Origin of the sequence: Nocardia sp. NPDC051463 (assembly GCF_040681975.1) — a bacterium.
Classification (GTDB): domain Bacteria; phylum Actinomycetota; class Actinomycetes; order Mycobacteriales; family Mycobacteriaceae; genus Nocardia.
This window is the reverse complement of sequence record NZ_JBFBAB010000001.1, coordinates 382,491-397,887: the sequence shown is the minus strand read 5'-3', so window position 1 is coordinate 397,887 and position 15,397 is coordinate 382,491. Positions and strand designations below refer to the sequence as shown.

The window sequence follows — 15,397 nt, the reverse complement described above, 5'->3', positions numbered from 1 at the left end:
ACCGAACGCTCACCGTCTGCCAACCGTCACTCACCGGCTAGATGCACCACCTCATGAAGTGCGAGAACGCTGCCCCGCTGCCGGGCATCGAGGTAGTGTCTCGGCCCGAGCAGGCGCTCGGCTTCGGCGACAACCCGCGCGACATCACGGTCGTCCGACGAGGGCCCACCACGCAGGGCAGCTCCCGCACCGAGCAGCACGGCCGCGCGCTCAGCGTCGCCTGCCAGCAGGCAAGTATCGGCCAAGCCCTCCACCGCGCCCGCGGCGACGGGCAGGTTTCCGCTGGCCACGGCGGCGGCGAGACCGGCCCGGTGTGCCAACTGGGCCTGCGCGAGGTTGCCGTGCCCCGCGGCGACCCAGCCCGACCCGATGAGGATCCTGGCCCGAGTCTCCTGCGCGCTGATCGAGATGTGTTCGCTCAGTTCGAGCGCCAGCGCATACTCCTGTGCCGCCAGCGCGGAGTCGCCTTCGATCCGAGCGATATCGCCGAGTCCTCTGTGCGCGTTGGCGCGCATGCTCGGGCATCCGATCGTGCGCGAAAACTCTTCGGCACGTTGATAATCCGCGCGAGCCGCATCGAATGCCCCGCGCCGAACCCTGGCATCTGCCCGGCGGTTGAGCAGGTCTGCGGTGTCTTCGACCGTGCCGAGTTGTTCGACGAGCGTGATGGCCTCGTCCATCAACTCCACCGAGCGCACAGGTTCGCCGCGACCGTCGGCGATCGCTGCCAGCTTGTCCAGCACGGTCGCGATCGCCCACCGGTCGCCGAGCGGACGGAAGCCGTCCAGCGCGGCCGTGAATTCGCGCTCTGCCGCCGACGGCTGCCCGGCGAAGATAAGTTCGAGCCCTTGTCCGACGCGCAGGAACGCCTGTGACCACGGATCGGCGCTGAACAGGTTGCGCTGCTGTTCGACGGGTATATCGATTTTGCCGCCGCCGACCATCAAGAGCAGCAAGAGATATGGCCGTTGCAACGGCCGGTCGTAGTTCGCGATCGCCGTGGCGGCCCGCGCGAGGTGGTCGCTCGGATCGCCGTGACCTTGGGCGGCGGTCGCGACGCACAGGGCGTATTCCTCGGCAGGAGTTTCGGAACCGAGCCGGTCCAATAGTTGGGTGGCCAGCGGCGCGGACTCGCCGCGCAGCCCGCGCAACCACCAGAACCACGACGACGCCGCGATGAGTCGCAGAGCCAACTTCGGGTCGCCGGCATCCGGCGGGTCGGAGACGGTCGCACCCTCGCCGACGGCCCAGCGCAGCGCGCCGATCAGGTTGGCGTGCTCGGCGGCGAGCCGGGTCAGGAATTCTAGCTGCTCGGGCCCGCGTAGCCGGAGGTCCGCGTGTTCGACCAGTGTCACGAAGTACTCGGCATGGCGACGGTTGAGCTGTGCTGTCTCACCGGCTTCGGCGAGTCGCTCCGCGCAGAACTCGCGTACCGTCGCCAGCATGCGGTATCGGCCCGAGTCGACGTCGACCAAGGACTTGTCCACGAGACTTGACAGGAGGTCGTCGGTATTCGGTGAATCGCATACTCGTTCGGCGTCGGTCAGCGTGGCGCCTCCCGCGAATACCGTGAAACGCCTGGCGAGGGCTTGTTCGCCAGCGTCGAGCAGATCCCAGCTCCATTGGACCACCGCGCGCAGGGTCTGGTGTCGCGGTGCGGCCGTGCGGCTTCCGCGCGACAGCAGCCGGAACCGTTGGGCCAGTCGGGTTTCGATCTCTTCGAGAGCGAGCGTGCGCAACCTGGCGGCGGCCAGTTCGATCGCCAGCGGCAGACCGTCGAGGTCGGCGCAGATCCGTCGTACCGGTCCGATGGTGCCCGCGTCCACCACGAAACCAGGCCGCGAAGCCGCTGCGCGGTCGGCGAACAGTCGCACCGCGGGGGAGCCCAATGCCTCGGAAAGCTCGACGTCCGGCGCGGGCACGGCCAATTGCCCTAACGGGAACAAGGTTTCACCGGTGATGTTCAGCGCCTCGCGGCTGGTGGCGAGAATTCGGAGACCGGGACACGCCGCGAGCAGCCGATGAGCGAGCGCGGCGACAATGTCGATCACCTGCTCGCAGTTGTCCAGGATGATCAGCTGCGCACGGTCGGCGAGCGCGTCGACGAGTCGGGATTCGACGTCTGCCGGACCTGAATCCGAAGGCAGCAGCCCTGTTTCGCGTACCCCGAGTGCCCCGGCGATCGCCTGTAGGGCCTGCGCGCGGTCGACCGACGGCGAAAGATCGATGAAGTGCGCCTCACCTCGTGCGCGAGCGCCGATCTCGACGGCCAGACGGGTTTTACCGGTGCCGCCCGGACCGGTCAGCGTCACCAGCCGTTCCTGTGAAAGCAGCGCCGCCACTTGGCGGAGCTCACGCTCGCGACCTACGAAGCTGGTGAGCTGAGCGGGCATGCGGCATGCGATCGGGGTTGCCGTGGACTCGGCCCGCAGGATAGCCAGGTGTGCCGTCGTGAGCTCCGCGGCGGGGTCGGCGCCCAACTCGTCGGCGAGCAGCTGCTTGGTCTGTGCGAACAGGGCAAGCGCCTCCGCCTGCCGCCCACCCGCAGACAGCGCCCGCATCAACAGCGCGACGGCTCGTTCACGCAGCGGGTCGGAGACCAACAACTCCGGTAAGTCTGCCGCGACGGCTCGGTGATCGCCCAGCGCAAGCAGTGCCGCGGCGCGATCCTCCAGCGCGGCGGCCCGTGCGTCGGCAAGGCGTGCCGCATGTGGCGCGGCGAATGGGGCGTCCAAGACGTCGGCGAGGGCCTCGCCGCGCCACAAGCTCAGCGCCTCGGTCAACAGCGTTGCCGCGGCCGCCGGATCCCCGGCGGCAAGTGCCCGCCGCCCGTCCTCGGCCGAACAACCGAAGCGGTGCGCGTCGACCCTGTCCGGATCGACGGCGAGCCGATACCCCGCCGAGCTGTGCTCGACGGCTACGCCGGACGCTGTTGCCTCACGCAAGCCACGTCGCAGCCGCGAAACCTGCGACTGCAGAGCGTGCGCCGCATCCGCGGGTGGGTCTTCGCCGTACAGCCCGTCGATCAGCCGTTCACGTCCGACGACCTGTCCGGCATCGAGCAACAGCAGTGCCAACAGCGCGCGAACCTGCGGCCCCCCGACCGCAACCGGGCGACCGTCCTCGCGACACACCTCGATCGGGCCCAAGATTCTGAAAAGCATCAGGCACCGTTCGAATTCGTTACTCGACCTGCGGTAATCATGCCGCAGAGTATGCCAGCACCGATCTCAGCGACAGGTGGTGAGCCGATGGTGACCAGGTGGTGAGCGCCGTGGCCGAGGCTAATCCTCGAACCGCACACCAGCACTTCAGAAGCAAGGTAGGGACTCGATATGTCGAATCTGCACGGTAAAACCGCACTGGTCACCGGATCGTCGCGAGGCATCGGTCGGGCCGTCGCGATGCGATTGGCAGCCGATGGCGCGAGCGTCATCGTGCACTACGGTAGTAACGAGCAGGCTGCCGCCAAGACCGTGGCCGATATCGAGGCTGCCGGCGGAAAAGCGTTCGCAGTGCGCGCCGCGCTGGGTACCCCGGACGGGGTTGACACGCTGTTCGCCGGACTCGCGGCCGGACCGTTCGGCGAGCGGTTGGACATTCTGGTAAATAACGCGGGCGGCGGCGGTATGGGTGGTTCGATCGCCCAGGTCGAGCCGGAGGAGTTCGATCGGCTTTTCGCCGTCAATGTGGCTGCCCCCTTCTTCATCCTCCAACACGCGCTGCCGCTGCTGAACGACGGCGGTCGCATCGTCAATATCTCCTCGTGCGCGCCCCGCTTGGCCGCACCGTCTCAGGTGGCCTACGCGATGAGCAAAGGTGCCATCGATGTCCTGGGCAAAACCCTCGCCGTTGAACTCGGGCCACGCGGAATCACGGTGAACACCGTTGCCCCCGGAGCAACCGAGACCGACAGTACCGCAGCCATGTTCGCCATCCCGGAGGCCAGCGCGATGATGGCCTCGATGACCGCGCTCGGCCGATCGGGCCGCCCCGCGGACATTGCCGATGTGGTCGCGTTCCTGGCCTCCGACGATGCCCGCTGGATCACCGCCAACATCATCGACGCCAGCGGAGGTACGTTCCTGAGCCCGGCGACGGGACAGTGAACGACTCGGGATCCCAGTGGTGCCGACCGGGCCGCCGACCAGCGTCAATCTCTTCTCGTTGCGCGCCCTGCCCGGCCGCACCGTCTCAGGTGGCCCACGTGATGAGCAAGGGCGCCATCGACGTCCTCGGCAGAACCCTCGCGTTCCTGGTCTCGGGAGATGTCAGGTGGATCTCGGCCGACATCATCGACACCACACAGCGGGATACGTCTGGGACAGGTTCTGAGTCCCGTGTCGGGACACGGAATGTCTGCAAACGGCCGATGGGCAGGAGTAACGTTGTCGGTCCACTCTCTTAACGAGCCGAGGCCGTCGTGCACGAAATGGCGATTACGCAGAGTGTCATCGACGCCGTGTGCGGGCACGCGGCGGGACGGAAGGTGCACAGTGTCACCGTTGCGGTCGGTGCCCTCTGCGCGGTGGTTCCGGACGCGATGCAGTTCTGCTTCGAGCTCGCCGCCGAAGGCACGGTGGCGGACGGGGCGCGGCTCGAGATCGAGCAGGTATCGGGCCGGGCGGTCTGCCGGTCCTGCGGCGCGGACTTCACGCTGACCGACCTGGTTGTGCTGTGTCACTGCGGAAGTGCCGACGTCGATGTGATTTCCGGGCGGGAACTGCGAATCCGGTCGATGGAAGTGAGCGAAGAATGTGCGCAACCTGCGGATGTGGTAACGACGCAACTGCCATGATCACCGTCCCTCACGATCACGATCACGATCACGGCGGTCATCACCATGATCACGGCGACAGTCACGATCACCATCATGATCACGGCGCTGATCATATGCATCTACCGGTGACCGAGACGATCACCCTCGAACAGAAGATCTTGGCGAAGAACGACCTGCTGGCTCGCCATAATCGTGATTGGCTCGAACAGCGAAATATCGTGGCGTTCAACATGACCAGCTCACCGGGCGCGGGTAAGACAACGCTGCTCGAGCGCACCATCGGAGAGCTCGACGAGGTACCGATCGCCGTCATCGAGGGCGACCAGGAGACCCTGTTGGATGCGGAGCGGATCAAGGCGACCGGCTGCGCGGTGGTGCAGATCAATACCGGCGCAGGTTGCCATCTGGACGCCGACATGCTGCGGCGGGCGTTCGATGCCTTGGCGCCTGCGCCGGGCACCCTGTTGTTCATCGAGAATGTCGGCAATCTGGTCTGCCCCGCGCTGTTCGATCTGGGTGAGCGCAGCAAGGTCGTCGTCATTTCGGTGACGGAAGGGACCGACAAGCCACTCAAGTACCCACATATGTTTGCCGCCGCAGGGCTTGTCATCGTCAACAAGACCGATCTGCTGCCCTATGTGGACTTCGATCTGGATAAATGCCGCGAATATGTCCGTTCGATCAACCCGGGCGTCGAAATGCTGCCGATCTCGGTGACCACCGGCGACGGCATGGCGCGCTGGTATGACTGGCTTGCGAAGGAACGCTTCGCAGCATCGGCCAGTCTTGATCATGTTGTCGAGCGCGCCTAAACTCTTGTGATCAGGGTCACATAGCGGTGACGTTCTTCAAAATGGGCGAGACCGTCACCCGGTGTCCGGACTTCGGAAGGTGGCGGTTGTGCCAACTCAGGAAGCAGTCCGAGCCGAAGAAGCGTTGATCCATGTCTTGTGGATCAATGCCGGCCTAGGTTGTGACGGTGACTCGGTGGCGCTGACTGCAGCCACTCAGCCGAGTATCGAAGAAATTGCACTGGGGGCCCTCCCCGGCTTGCCGAAGATCGCGGTTCATTGGCCGCTCATCGATTTCGAATGCGGTCCGACAGGCGGTGCCGACGACTTCCTCGAATGGTTCTTCAAAGCGGATCGCGGAGAATTGGAACCGTTCGTGCTGGTCGTGGAAGGGTCGATTCCGAACGAGCAATTGCACGAGGAAGGCTATTGGTGCGGATTTGGTAACAATCCGGCTACTGGTCAGCCGATGACGACCAGTGAATGGATCGACCGCCTCGCACCCAAAGCGACCGCTGTTGTCGCGGTCGGTACCTGTGCTACCTACGGCGGCATCCATGCGATGGCAGGCAACCCGACGGGTGCCATGGGCGTGCCGGACTATCTGGGCTGGAACTGGAAGAGCAAGGCGGATATCCCGATCGTCTGCGTTCCCGGTTGCCCGATCCAGCCGGACAACCTGTCGGAGACACTGACGTACCTGCTCTACATGGCAACCGGCCAAGCGCCGATGATCCCGCTCGACGAAGCGTTGCGGCCGAAATGGCTGTTCGGCGCTACCGTGCACGAGGGCTGTGACCGGGCGGGCTACTACGAGCAGGGAGACTTTGCTACGGAGTACGGTTCGCCGAAATGCATTGTGAAACTGGGATGTTGGGGCCCGGTCGTCAAATGCAATGTGCCCAAACGCGGTTGGATCAACGGCGTCGGCGGCTGTCCGAATGTGGGTGGTATCTGCATCGGCTGCACTATGCCCGGCTTCCCCGACAAATTCATGCCGTTCATGGACGAGCCACCGGGCGGAAAGCTCTCCTCCAAGGCATCGGGCCTCTACGGGTCGGTGATCCGCAGCTTGCGTCACATCACCGGCAACACACTCGATAAAGAACCACGCTGGCGGCACAAGGGCCAGAAGCTGGAATCCGGCGCGTCGCGCACCTGGTAGGAGAATCTTCGATGACACAGATCATCCCGGAGCCGTCACACCGAAAGATCGATCCCGACAGTCTCGTCGAAATGGCGTGGGATCCGATCACCCGAATCGTCGGCAGCCTAGGCATCTACACCAAAATAGATTTCGAGAATCGTGAGGTGGTCGAGTGCCACAGCACCTCCTCTATCTTCCGTGGATACTCGATCTTCATGCGCGGCAAGGATCCTCGTGACGCGCACTTCATTACCAGCCGCATCTGCGGAATCTGCGGCGATAATCATGCCACCTGCTCCTGCTATTGCCAGAACATGGCCTACGGTGTGAAGCCGCCGAACCTGGGAGAGTGGATCGTCAATCTGGGCGAGGCCGCCGAGTATATGTTCGATCACAACATCTTTCAGGAAAACCTGGTCGGCGTGGACTTCTGCGAAAAGATGGTCGCCGAAACCAATCCCGGCGTGCTGGCGATGGCGGAGAAAACACTGTCACCGCATTCCGGCGAACACGGCTATCGGACCATTGCCGACATCATGCGGGCCCTCAACCCGTTCACCGGCGAGTTCTATCGCGAGGCACTGCAGGTCAGCCGCTACACCCGTGAGATGTTCTGCCTGATGGAGGGCAGGCATGTGCATCCCTCGACGCTGTATCCCGGCGGTGTCGGCACAGTCGCGACGATTCAGCTGATGACCGACTACATGTCTCGGCTGATGCGCTACGTCGAGTTCATGAAGAAGGTCGTGCCGATGCACGATGATCTGTTCGACTTCTTCTACGAAGCACTGCCCGGCTACGACCAAGTGGGCCTACGCCGCACGCTGCTCGGGTGCTGGGGTTCGTTCCAGGATCCCGAGGTGTGCAACTTCGATTACAAGGATATGGAGGCGTGGGGCCGCAAGATGTTCGTCAGCCCGGGCATCGTGGTAGACGGAAAGCTGATCACCACTTCCCTGGTCGACATCAATCTGGGCATCCGAATCCTCCTGGGTAGTTCGTATTACGAGGACTGGACCGACCAGGAGATGTTCGTGACAACCGACCCTCTCGGTAATCCGATCGATCGTCGCCACCCGTGGAACCAGCACACCAATCCCAAGCCGCAGAAGCGCGACATGGACGACAAGTACAGCTGGGTGATGTCACCTCGTTGGTTCGACGGCACCGACCATCTCGCACTCGACACCGGCGGCGGACCGCTGGCCCGACTGTGGGCGACGGCGCTGGCCGGCCTTGTCGACAACGGGTATGTGAAGTCGACGGGGCACAGTGTGCAGATCGACCTGCCGAAGACCGCGCTCAAAGGCCCGGTGACCTTCGAATGGAAGATCCCCGCCCACGGCAGCAACACTATCGAACGCAACCGCGCCCGCACCTACTTCCAGGCCTACGCGGCGGCGAGCGCTCTGCACTTCGCCGAGAAGGCTTTGGCGGAGATTCGCGCGGGCCGCACCAAGACCTGGGAGAAGTTCGAGGTGCCCGACGAGGGCATCGGCTGTGGCTTCACCGAGGCCGTGCGTGGCGTGCTGTCGCACCACATGGTCATTCGGGACGGCAAGATCGCGAACTACCACCCGTATCCGCCGACACCGTGGAATGCCAACCCCCGCGACAGCTTCGGCACGCCCGGCCCCTATGAGGACGCCGTGCAGGGGCAACCGATCTTCGAGGAGAACGATCGGGAGCACTTCAAGGGGATCGACATCATGCGTACCGTACGCAGCTTCGATCCGTGCCTGCCATGCGGCGTGCACATGTATCTCGGCAACGGAAAGACGCTGGAGAAGCTGCACTCCCCGACACAAACGCTCACCGCTGAGTGAGCTGAACCGGGCGACACGACAGGAGACGACAGTGGACGATCGCCCGGGGCAACAGCACGTCGCTGCGGCGGACGAACCAGAGCAGGCGGAAGCGGGTCGCTGGCGAGACGCTGGCGAGCGCATCGAGGCTCTGCTCGAAGCCAGCACCGTCGGCGGCGCGGTAGCGCGCGAACGCGCCGAGCAATTGGTGCGTGAGGTCGCGGATCTGTACGGCGCCGCGTTGGCACGCGTATTGCAGCTGATCGACGGCCCCGCCGTCGATCGGCTGGCGCGTGACGACTTGGTCGCCAGCCTGCTTCTCGTGCACGGCCTGCATCCGCACGACCTGCACACGCGAGTGCTGACCGCGTTGGACAGTGTGCGGCCTTACCTCGGGTCGCACGGCGGGGATGTGGAGTTGCTCGATGTCGCCGACGGGGTGGTGCGGCTCGAATTCGCGGGCAGCTGCCGCACCTGCCCGTCGTCGTCGGTAACGCTCGAGCTGGCCGTGGAGGACGCGGTGCGTGCGGCCGCGCCGGAGATCGAACGCATCGAAGTGGTTGCTGCACAACAGAAGTCGGCGTCCGGCCTGATCTCGGCCGACTCGTTGTTCGCCCGGGTGCACGCGGACGAATCGCCGTCGGGAAGTTGGGTCGCCGTGCCAGAGCTTGCCCAGTTGCAGCCGGGCGAGGTCGGTGGGTTCGCTGTCGGTGGGCTGCCGATCTTGGCCTGCCGGGTCGGTGACGGCCTGTACGCCTACCGGGACCGTTGTCCGGCGTGCGAGAAATCGCTGGCGGGCGCGGCATTACAGCGCCGGGTCGGGTTCCCGGTCGGCGACGCGGTGCTGCGGTGCCCGACCTGCCTTGCCCATTTCGATGTCGTGCACGCCGGTGCCCGAGTCGACGGTGAAGGGCACCTCGATCCGCTGCCCGTGCTGGTGCGCTCCGGTGAGTTGTCGGTGGCGGTGCCGGTGGGGGTGCACGGGTGACGACACCATTCCATGTCCTGCAACGCATCACCGCCGACCGGAGGCCGGCGGTGCGTGCGGGCGAGCGGTGTGAAATGTGTGCCGAGCCGATCGCCGATATCCATCAGCACGTGGTGGATATCGAAGGCAGACAATTGATGTGTGTCTGCCGAGGCTGCTACCTGCTGTTCACAGCTGAGAACGCCGCTCTGCGGTACCGGGCGGTGCCCGACCGCTATCTGTTCTTCCCCGACTTCACCATCAGTCAAGGTGAGTGGGACGCGCTCGAGATCCCGGTGGGCCTGGCGTTCTTCTTCCGCAATTCCGCGCTCGACAAGACCGTCGCGTTCTATCCGGGTCCGGCGGGAGCGACGGAATCGGAACTGCCACTGGAGCAGTGGCGATCGGTGCTGGCGCGACATCCGGAACTCGATGTGCTCGCCGCCGATGTCGAGGCATTGCTGATTCGTGTGCCCGAGCGCGGCACCACTGACGCCGTGTGTCTGCTGCTGCCGATCGATGCGTGCTACGAATTCGTCGGCCGGATGCGGATGCTGTGGCGTGGTTTCGATGGCGGTCAGGATGTTCGCCGCTACATGGACGAATTCTTCACCGAGATCTCCGCCCGTGCACGGCCGGGTGGTGTGCGATGAGCCCCGTCTACTCGACCACCTTCGCCGTCCTCGGGATCAAGCCGGAGCCCTATGCGGTGGCGCCGATCCTGTCCGCGCGGGTCGGTATCGCCGCGCTCGGCGAAGACCCGGTGCATGCGATCGCGCTGCGAGCGCAGGTGCGCATCGAGCCGTACCGTCGTACCTATACCGACGAGGAGAGCGCAGGTCTGGCCGACCTGTTCGGTCCGCGTGAGCGGTGGCAGGACACACAGCGTTCGTTTCTCTGGATGCATTGCGCCACTATGATTCCCGGATTCAATGGCGGCACCGAAGTAGACCTGCCGATGCCGTGCACCTACGACTTCGAGGTGACCGGCTCCAAGTATCTGCACGCGCTGCGCGGTGGCACCGTGCCCTTGATCTTCCTGTTCAGCGGCACCGTTTTCTTCAAGGGGCAGACCGGGTTCGCCGTCCAGCAGATTCCGTGGGACCGCGAGGACAAGTTCGATATGCCGGTTTCGGTCTGGCAGGACCTGGTGGCCGCGCATTTTCCGAACTCCGGCTGGGTGCGGTTGAGCAGGGATACTCTCGACGGGCTCGCCGCGTATAAGTCCGGCCACGGCATGCTCGGCTTCGATGATGCGGTCACACACCTGCTGGCTTCCTCGGCCGAGGAGATCCCATGAGCGCCGCCATATCTCCCGGCGCAGCGCGGGCCCGTGCGGTCGCCGACGCTGTGCTCTACGAGGGCTATCTGCTCTACCCCTACCGGGCGAATTCCCGCAAGAACCAATCCCGTTGGCAGTTCGGTGTGCTGGGGCCTGAGGGCGCGGCGCAGGCGGGCGTCGGCGAGGAGTCGAGCCTGTCGGCGCAATGTCTGCTCGCCGCGGGCGCCGCGGCGTCTATCACGCTGACCGTCCGTTTTCTGCAGTTGCAGCGTCGCCTCGCGGTGGATGCCGACGGTCACTCGGTCGACGAACTCGTCGTCGGAACGCGGTCGTGGATCACGTGGGACGAAGCCGTCGAGCGTGAGCTGACCTTCGGTCCACTTCCGGCCACCGACATGACACAGCCGGTGCAGGTACCCGGCGGCTTCGATGTGGAGGAAATCGTCGACGCCGAGGGCCGGGCGGCGGGCCGATTGGTACGGACTCGGCTTCCGGTGAAAGGCGGGCTGGCGATGTCGGTGCAGCCCGACGGGGGTTACCTGCGCCTCACGGTCGAGGTCCGGAATATCGGCCCGTCCGCGACCGACAAGGACGATGCCATCGCGCGCTCACTGATCGGCGCGCACGTCATCGCCGAAGTCGATGGCGCACAGTTCATTTCGCTGCTCGAGCCGCCTGCGGATTCGATCGACGCTGTCGCACGCTGCCACCAGCACCGCTGCTTTCCGGTGCTGGCGGGACCGCCCGATGACGACAGCTTGCTGTTGATTTCCCCGATCATTCTCTACGACCACCCCGAGATCGCCGAGCAGAGCGAGGGACCGCTGTTCGATTCCACCGAGATCGACGAGATCCTCACCTTGCGCGTGATGACGATGACCAATGAAGAGAAGGCGCAGGCCCGCGCCACCGATGCGCGCGCAGCCCAAATCATCGATCGTTGTGACGGCATGACCCCGGAGGCGATGCAGCTGTTGCACGGCGTGCTGCGCGACCCACACCTGGGGCGACCGGATCCTGGTCCACCGGACTTCAGCGAATCAGGCTCGACACCACCGCGGCTGGTGCCAGAAATCCCCGAGGGCGTCGACTGGTGGGATCCGTTGGCGGACAACGCCGTTGCGCCGGAATCGGATGCGGTCTCGATTCGGGGTGTTCGCGTGAGCCGAGGCAGCCTGGTCCGGCTGCATCCGACACGGCGCGCGGACGCCCAGGATCTGTTCTTCGCCGGCAAGCTCGCGCGGGTCACCTCGGTGCACGAAGACGTCGACGGTCAGGCCCATGTCGGGGTTGTCATCGCGGACGACCCAGCCGCCGACCTGCACGAATGGTACGGCCGCTATCTGTATTTCGCACCGGAGGAAATCGAACCACTCAGCAGCCCCGAGAACGGAAAGGAAGGTCCGCCATGGAAACGGTGGGATTGATCGCGACAGGAGTGGTCGCGCTGATAGTAGCGGGCGGTCTCTATCTCGGTGTCCGGTCTATACCGGATCTCAGGCGCTATTTCAAGATTCGGCACATGTAGCCGACGGCAAGCGCACCGGGAAAGGAGCGAGCAGACGGCCAAGATATTGGTCGCCGGGATCGGCAACATCTTCCTCGGCGACGACGGATTCGGACCGGAGGTGGTGCGGCGGTTGCCGCCGCACCCCGAGAGTGACGTGCGCGTGGTCGACTACGGAATCCGTGGCATGCATCTCGCCTACGACCTGCTCGACCGGTGGGAGGCACTGGTGCTGATCGACGCCGTGCCGAATCGCGGAACTCCGGGTGCGCTCGTGGTCTTTCACGCGGAGCCCGATCCGACGAGCGCTGCGCAACTCGACGCCCACGCCATGAATCCGGACGCCGTGTTCGCGGGTGTGCGAGCGCTCGGCGGGACAGTGCCGTCGACGGTCGTCGTCGGCTGCCAGATCGAGTCCGTTGCCGAAGGGATCGGCTTGTCCGGGCCGGTCGGCGCGGCGGTGGACGCGGCGGTGGACGCCGTCGATCGAGTCGTCGCGGACCTGCTGAGCGCACGACAGGAGGTGTGAACGATGTGTCTCGGTATCCCGGGTCGGGTCGTCGAGATTCTCGACGGCTACCACAACCAGATCGCGCTGGTGGATGTCTCCGGCGAGAAGCGGAAGGTGAATGTGGGCCTCCTCGAGGATGATCCGGCGCAACCCGGTGACTGGGTGATCATTCACATGGGCTTCGCGATCGAGAAGACCGACGAGGCAGGCGCGGCGCGGGCGCTGGACGGACTTCGCCTGCTGGGCAACGGTGGCGAGCCGTGACCGGCGCGCGAGCACGGCGGCGCTTGATCATCCGCGGTGTGGTGCAGGGCGTCGGATTCCGTCCGTTCGTCTACACCACAGCGGCCGAATTGGCGTTGTCCGGCAGCGTGTCGAACAACAGTTCCGGTGTGATAGTCGAAGTCGAAGGTGCCCCCGCGGATCTGGACGAGTTCGCACGCCGAGTTCGACATAGCCCTCCGCCGCTCGCCGTAGTGGAATCGGTGCACGAGGTCGCTGTCACGGTATGCGGTGGCACCGGATTCCACATTGCGGACACCACCCGTGACGGTGGACGAACCTTGGCTTCGCCCGATGTCGCGATGTGCGCGGACTGCGCTCGCGAACTATGTGATCCACAGAACCGCCGCTACCGCCATCCCTTCATCAACTGCACCAACTGCGGTCCACGGTTCACCATCATCGCCGGTCTGCCCTATGACCGCGGACAGACCTCGATGGCCGATTTCGCGATGTGCGAGCACTGCGCTCGCGAATACGCAGACCCGGTCGACCGGCGCTTCCACGCCCAGCCGATCGCGTGCCCGGACTGCGGACCGACGCTCGAATTTGTCGACAGTGCCACGAATGTAGGTGTGCCACAGATTATCTCGGATGATGTGCGCTGCCACCCCGGCGATCCTTTGACGGCCGCAAAAGAATTGCTGCGCGCAGGTGGGATTCTCGCGGTGAAGGGCATCGGCGGCTATCACCTCGCCTGCGATGCCGGAAACGAGGCCGCTGTTGCCGAGTTGCGCAGGAGAAAGCGCCGCGGCGACAAGCCCTTCGCCGTCATGGTCGCGGATCTGGCCGCGGCGCGCTCGATCGCCGATGTCGACGAGACCGGCGCCGCCCTGCTGACCTGTCCGCAACGACCGATCGTGCTGTTGGCTCGCGGCGATCGCGCGCTCGCCGAATCCGTCGCGCCGCGCAACCCTGATCTCGGAGTCATGCTCGCCTACACTCCGCTGCACGTGCTGCTGTTCGGTCTGCCCGGCGATCCACCCGTCCCGCGGGTGCTGGTGATGACCTCGGGCAACCTCGGCGGCGAGCCGATCTGCTACGACGACGCCGATGCGCGCGAGCGGCTCGCCGATCTCGCCGACGGCTGGCTCGCGCACAACCGTCGCATCCTTGTGCCGTGCGACGACTCGGTGGTGCGGCTGGTCGACGGGATCGAACTTCCGATCCGGCGCTCGCGTGGCTATGCGCCGATGCCATTGGCACTACCGGTGCCCGTGCCGCCCACCGTGGCGGTGGGCGGCGACCTCAAGAACACCTGTGCGGTGGCCGATGGCCGCTACGCGTGGCTCAGCCAGCACATCGGGGATATGGACGACCTGGCGACCCTGCGCGCGTTCGACGCTGCCGAACAGCATCTGGAGGACCTCACCGGTGTCCGGCCGGCGCAGCTGGCGGTCGACGCGCATCCGCTCTACCGGTCCACCGCGTGGGCGCGGCAGCACGCGGGTGACCGGCCCATCCGGACGGTCCAGCACCACCATGCCCACATCGCTGCGGTCATGGGCGAGCACGGGCTCAGCGAATCGGCGACGGTCGTCGGTCTCGCCTTCGACGGGACGGGGTTCGGTCCCGATGGGGCGGTCTGGGGTGGTGAGGTGCTGCTGGCCGGCTACAAAGGCTTCCGGCGACTCGCGCACCTGAAATACGTGCCGCTGGCGGGTGGCGATGCGAGTGTGCAGCGGCCGTACCGGATGGCGCTGGCACATCTGCGGGCGGCGGGCATCGAGTGGTCGCCGTCCATCGCGTCGGTCGCGGTGTGTCCGGTGAACGAAAGAGGTGTGTTGTCTCATCAATTCGAGACCGGCCTCGGCTGTGTGCCGACCTCGAGCATGGGGCGGCTGTTCGACGCCGTGTCGTCGTTGGCCGGCGTACGCCACGTCGCTGATTATGAAGCGCAGGCCGCGATCGAGCTGGAAGGCCTGTCACGTGACGTCGCTTCCGACGACGCTATCGACCCGCACGCCTATCGGTTCGAGCTCGATCACGACATCGAACCCGTCGTCATCGACGCGGCGCCGATAATCGCCGCCGTGGTCGCCGACTCCACGCGCGGCGTCGCACCTGCTGTGATCGGCGCGCGATTTCACCGGGCCGTCGCGCGCCTTGTCCTCGAACTGGCGCTCGCCTACGCGAGCGAATCGACGACCGTCGCCCTGTCGGGCGGGGTCTTCCAGAACGCCTTGTTGTTGTCGCAGTCGCGAACATTGCTGCGGGAAAACGGATTCCACGTCCTGTGTCATCGTCGGCTGCCGCCGAACGATGGCGGTCTCGCGTTCGGGCAGATACTCGCCGCGGGCGCGGGCTGAGCGAAAGGAGAGCCGA

Annotated in this window: 13 protein-coding genes; 12 read left to right on the top strand and 1 reads right to left on the bottom strand. The window is 65.3% G+C overall.

Translation table 11 applies throughout. The features are described 5' to 3' along the window. Positions 1–26: 26 nt before the first annotated feature. A complete protein-coding gene (locus AB0M74_RS01755; RefSeq protein WP_364900454.1) occupies positions 27–3,164 on the bottom strand; it encodes a BTAD domain-containing putative transcriptional regulator in 3,138 nt (1,045 codons plus the stop codon). Positions 3,165–3,335: 171 nt separating this feature from the next. On the opposite strand from AB0M74_RS01755, the gene AB0M74_RS01750 reads away from it, so the two are divergent. From AB0M74_RS01750 to hypF, 12 genes are all read left to right on the top strand, one after another. Continuing rightward, positions 3,336–4,109, top strand: coding sequence for an SDR family oxidoreductase (locus tag AB0M74_RS01750; protein WP_364900452.1), 774 nt, complete (start codon positions 3,336–3,338; stop codon positions 4,107–4,109). A 314-nt stretch (positions 4,110–4,423) separates the two neighbouring features. Further along, positions 4,424–4,798 (top strand): hydrogenase maturation nickel metallochaperone HypA, encoded by a 375-nt coding sequence (locus tag AB0M74_RS01745; RefSeq protein WP_364900450.1) that lies wholly within the window; start codon positions 4,424–4,426, stop codon positions 4,796–4,798. Continuing rightward, positions 4,756–5,592 carry a hydrogenase nickel incorporation protein HypB gene (hypB, locus tag AB0M74_RS01740; RefSeq protein WP_364900448.1) on the top strand — a complete coding sequence of 279 codons (837 nt, stop codon included), beginning with the start codon at positions 4,756–4,758 and terminating at the stop codon, positions 5,590–5,592. Before AB0M74_RS01745 ends, hypB begins: the two co-directional genes overlap by 43 nt. Positions 5,593–5,680: 88 nt before the next feature. After that, entirely contained in the window at positions 5,681–6,736 is a 1,056-nt protein-coding gene (locus AB0M74_RS01735) for a hydrogenase expression protein HypE (protein ID WP_364900446.1), read from the top strand. 11 nt (positions 6,737–6,747) lie between these two features. Further along, on the top strand, positions 6,748–8,544 hold the full coding sequence (locus tag AB0M74_RS01730; RefSeq protein WP_364900444.1) for a nickel-dependent hydrogenase large subunit: 1,797 nt from the start codon (positions 6,748–6,750) through the stop codon (positions 8,542–8,544). Between the two features lie 121 nt (positions 8,545–8,665). Next, complete coding sequence (locus AB0M74_RS01725) at positions 8,666–9,511, top strand: NifU family protein (RefSeq protein ID WP_364901901.1); 846 nt, start codon at positions 8,666–8,668, stop codon at positions 9,509–9,511. Continuing rightward, positions 9,508–10,143, top strand: a complete 636-nt coding sequence (locus AB0M74_RS01720) for a DUF5947 family protein (RefSeq protein ID WP_364900442.1) — start codon at positions 9,508–9,510, stop codon at positions 10,141–10,143. The genes AB0M74_RS01725 and AB0M74_RS01720 overlap by 4 nt, the downstream gene beginning before the upstream one ends. Further along, a complete protein-coding gene (locus AB0M74_RS01715; protein ID WP_364900440.1) occupies positions 10,140–10,790 on the top strand; it encodes a DUF6084 family protein in 651 nt (216 codons plus the stop codon). Before AB0M74_RS01720 ends, AB0M74_RS01715 begins: the two co-directional genes overlap by 4 nt. Beyond that, entirely contained in the window at positions 10,787–12,199 is a 1,413-nt protein-coding gene (locus tag AB0M74_RS01710) for a hypothetical protein (RefSeq protein ID WP_364900438.1), read from the top strand. The genes AB0M74_RS01715 and AB0M74_RS01710 overlap by 4 nt, the downstream gene beginning before the upstream one ends. 144 nt (positions 12,200–12,343) lie before the next feature. Next, complete coding sequence (locus AB0M74_RS01705) at positions 12,344–12,808, top strand: hydrogenase maturation protease (RefSeq protein WP_364901900.1); 465 nt, start codon at positions 12,344–12,346, stop codon at positions 12,806–12,808. A gap of 3 nt (positions 12,809–12,811) precedes the next feature. Further along, complete coding sequence (locus AB0M74_RS01700; RefSeq protein WP_364900436.1) at positions 12,812–13,054, top strand: HypC/HybG/HupF family hydrogenase formation chaperone; 243 nt, start codon at positions 12,812–12,814, stop codon at positions 13,052–13,054. Continuing rightward, positions 13,051–15,381, top strand: a complete 2,331-nt coding sequence (gene hypF, locus AB0M74_RS01695) for a carbamoyltransferase HypF (RefSeq protein ID WP_364900434.1) — start codon at positions 13,051–13,053, stop codon at positions 15,379–15,381. The genes AB0M74_RS01700 and hypF overlap by 4 nt, the downstream gene beginning before the upstream one ends. Positions 15,382–15,397 lie beyond the last annotated feature (16 nt).